The organism is Microbacterium sp. zg.Y909 (genome assembly GCF_024626565.1).
This window is the reverse complement of the sequence record NZ_JANJFJ010000516.1, coordinates 1-2468: the sequence shown is the minus strand read 5'-3', so window position 1 is coordinate 2468 and position 2468 is coordinate 1. Positions and strand designations below refer to the sequence as shown.

At 65.5% G+C, this 2468-nt stretch carries 2 protein-coding genes and 1 pseudogene; all 3 read right to left on the bottom strand.

Going from position 1 to position 2468, the window contains the following annotated elements; genetic code table 11:
* A pseudogene (locus tag NQ160_RS22215) lies at positions 1 to 329 on the bottom strand (carbohydrate ABC transporter permease); the annotation flags it as partial.
* Positions 329 to 1276 carry a carbohydrate ABC transporter permease gene (locus NQ160_RS22210; protein WP_257517211.1) on the bottom strand — a complete coding sequence of 316 codons (948 nt, stop codon included), beginning with the start codon at positions 1274 to 1276 and terminating at the stop codon, positions 329 to 331. The gene NQ160_RS22210 and the pseudogene NQ160_RS22215, both read right to left, overlap by 1 nt.
* Positions 1277 to 1298: 22 nt before the next feature.
* A partial coding sequence (locus tag NQ160_RS22205; RefSeq protein WP_257517210.1) for an ABC transporter substrate-binding protein occupies positions 1299 to 2468 on the bottom strand: 1170 nt, incomplete at its 5' end.

The following is a 2468-nucleotide window of genomic DNA, read 5'->3' as shown; positions in this document are numbered from 1 at the left end:
GTGAAGGCGGTCACGAGCGCGGAGATGAGGAACGCGCGGGGAAAGTCGGTCAGCTCCCACGCCTCGACGAAGCCGTCGATGCTGAACGGCGCCGGCAGCGAGAACGCGTTGCCGTCGACGGACTGCGACCTCGTCTTGAACGCCATCGACACCGTGACGTACAGCGGCACGAGCACCGTGAGCGCGCAGAGGATGAGGATGACGGTGCCCGACCAGTTCCACCGCTCCCCCCGCTGGCGGGCGGCGGGCTTCTTGCGGGGACTGTCGCCGTCGAGCACGCGCTCGGCGTTGACGTCTTCGACGGCCAGTGAGATCTGCGTGGAGGACATCAGAACACGTTCCTTCCGCGGGTGAGCCGCAGCTGCAGCAGCGAGAGCACGACGGCGATGAGGAAGAACAGCGTCGCGTTGGCCATCTGGTAGGCGTAGTCGCCGCCCGAGAACCCGGTGAAGATCGTCATCGCGATGCTGCGGGTCGCCGTTCCCGGGCCACCGTTGGTGAGGCCCACGATGATGTCGTAGGCGTTGAGGAAGTTCTTGAACCCGAGGATCACGTTGATGACGACGTACCCTGCCACCAGCGGCAGGGTGATGCGCAGCATCTGCTGGCCTTTGCCGGCGCCGTCGATGGATGCCGCCTCGTACACCTCTCCGGGAATGGAGAGCAGTCCGGCGATGTAGATGAGCAGCGTTCCGGGAATCGCCTGCCAAGAAGCGACGATCACGATCGCCAGCCACGCCAGGTCGGGGTTGGCCAGCACGCTCTGGCTCAGCCAGCCGATCCCCCACGCCTCGCCCAGCGCGGGGATGGAGTTGGAGAAGAGGAAGTTGAAGACGTAGGCGATGATGATGCCCGAGATCACCATCGGAATGACGAACACCGCCCGCAGCCCGGTCTTCAGCCGGATGTTCGAGGTGAGGCCCACCGCGAGCAGGAACGCCACCACGTTCACCACGATCACGGTGGTGATGGCGAAGAAGAACGTGAACAGGTAGCTCTGCAGAATCGCCGGGTCGCTGAACACGGCGATGTAGTTGATCAGCCCGATGAACTCCCAGTCGCCGAAGCCGATCGAGTTGGTGAAGCTGAAGAAGATGCCGATCACCGCGGGCAGCGTGATCGCGAGCGTGAAGAGGATCAGGCTCGGCAGCAGGAAGAGGTAGTAGACCCCGTCGACCTTGCGCTTGGCGCGGGTCTTCACCTTCACATTCGCGGCGCCGCGGCCGCGCGCTCTGAGCGCGGGAGGTGCTCCCGCCGTCACCGTCGTGGATGCCATCTGTCTCCCCTTTCGGCCCGGGCTACTGGCGCAGCGCCAGTCGAGCCCAATCGGCATCCAGCGTCCGCAGCATGCGCTGGGGATCCGCTCCGGTCACGATGCCCTGCATGTAGTTGTCGGTCGGGATGGTCAGCGGGATCGCCTTCGACGGCCCCTGGTAGAACCGCGCCGAGTCGTAGTACTCCTTCATGCCGACGATGCGCTCGTCGGTCACCGGCGCAGCCTCGGTGGTGGTGCCGTACCCGAGGAAGGCGGCGTTGTACTCGTCCATCACCTCTTGGTCGAACAGGTAGCTCAAGAAGTCCCGTGCTTCCTGCTGATGGGCGGATGCCTCGGGGATCCACGCCGCCAGGTCGATGTTGACGCGCACGCGCAGGTCGTCGGGGTCGTCGGTCATCGGCAGCGGGAACGTGCCCAGCTGCATCTGGTCGTTGGTCTTGGCGATCTCGCCGAACGCCCACGGCCCCTGCAGGTACATCGCCGCCTCGCCGTTGGCGAAGGCGAGGTTGCCGTCGCCGTACGCGCGACTGGCGGCATCCGGGTTGACGTAGGCGGAGGTCAGCTCGGTCATGCGCTCGACGGGCTCGGCGAGGGTGGTCGCGAACGACACCTCGGAGTCAGGGCCGACGTCGGTGCCCAGCTCGTTCAGTTCCTCGAAGAAACCGGCGACGTCGACCGAGCCGCCGACGGTGTAGTCGAACCATCCCTGCCCCACCGTCCAAGGGTCCTTGAAGGTCGCGTAGAACGGAGTGATGCCGGCATCCAGCAGCTGGTCGCAGACCGCTTTCAGCTCATCCCACGTCTGCGGCACCTCGAGACCTTGCTGCTCGAAGATCTCCTGGTTGTAGATGACCGATGCCGCCATCACCGAGTACGGCAGCACGCTGGTGCGGCCGGGGTAGGTGGCGTACTGGTCGACGAGGTCCTGCACCTCGGGGAGGATGCGGTCGGCCTCGGGCATGTCGCTGAGGTCACTGAGGGCGCCGCGCTCCATGAAGCGGGCCATCTCCATGTTGTAGTTGAGCAGCCCGAGGTCGGGCGGGTTGCCGCGCAAGAACCCGGCCTGCAGGTTGGACGAGGTGTCGAAGACGACGCGCACGTCGTCTTGCGAGGAGTTGTACTCCGAGATGAGCTCCCGGAAGTACGGGATCGCCTCGGGCTTGCTGAGGTGGAAGCGGATCTCGGTGGGGCC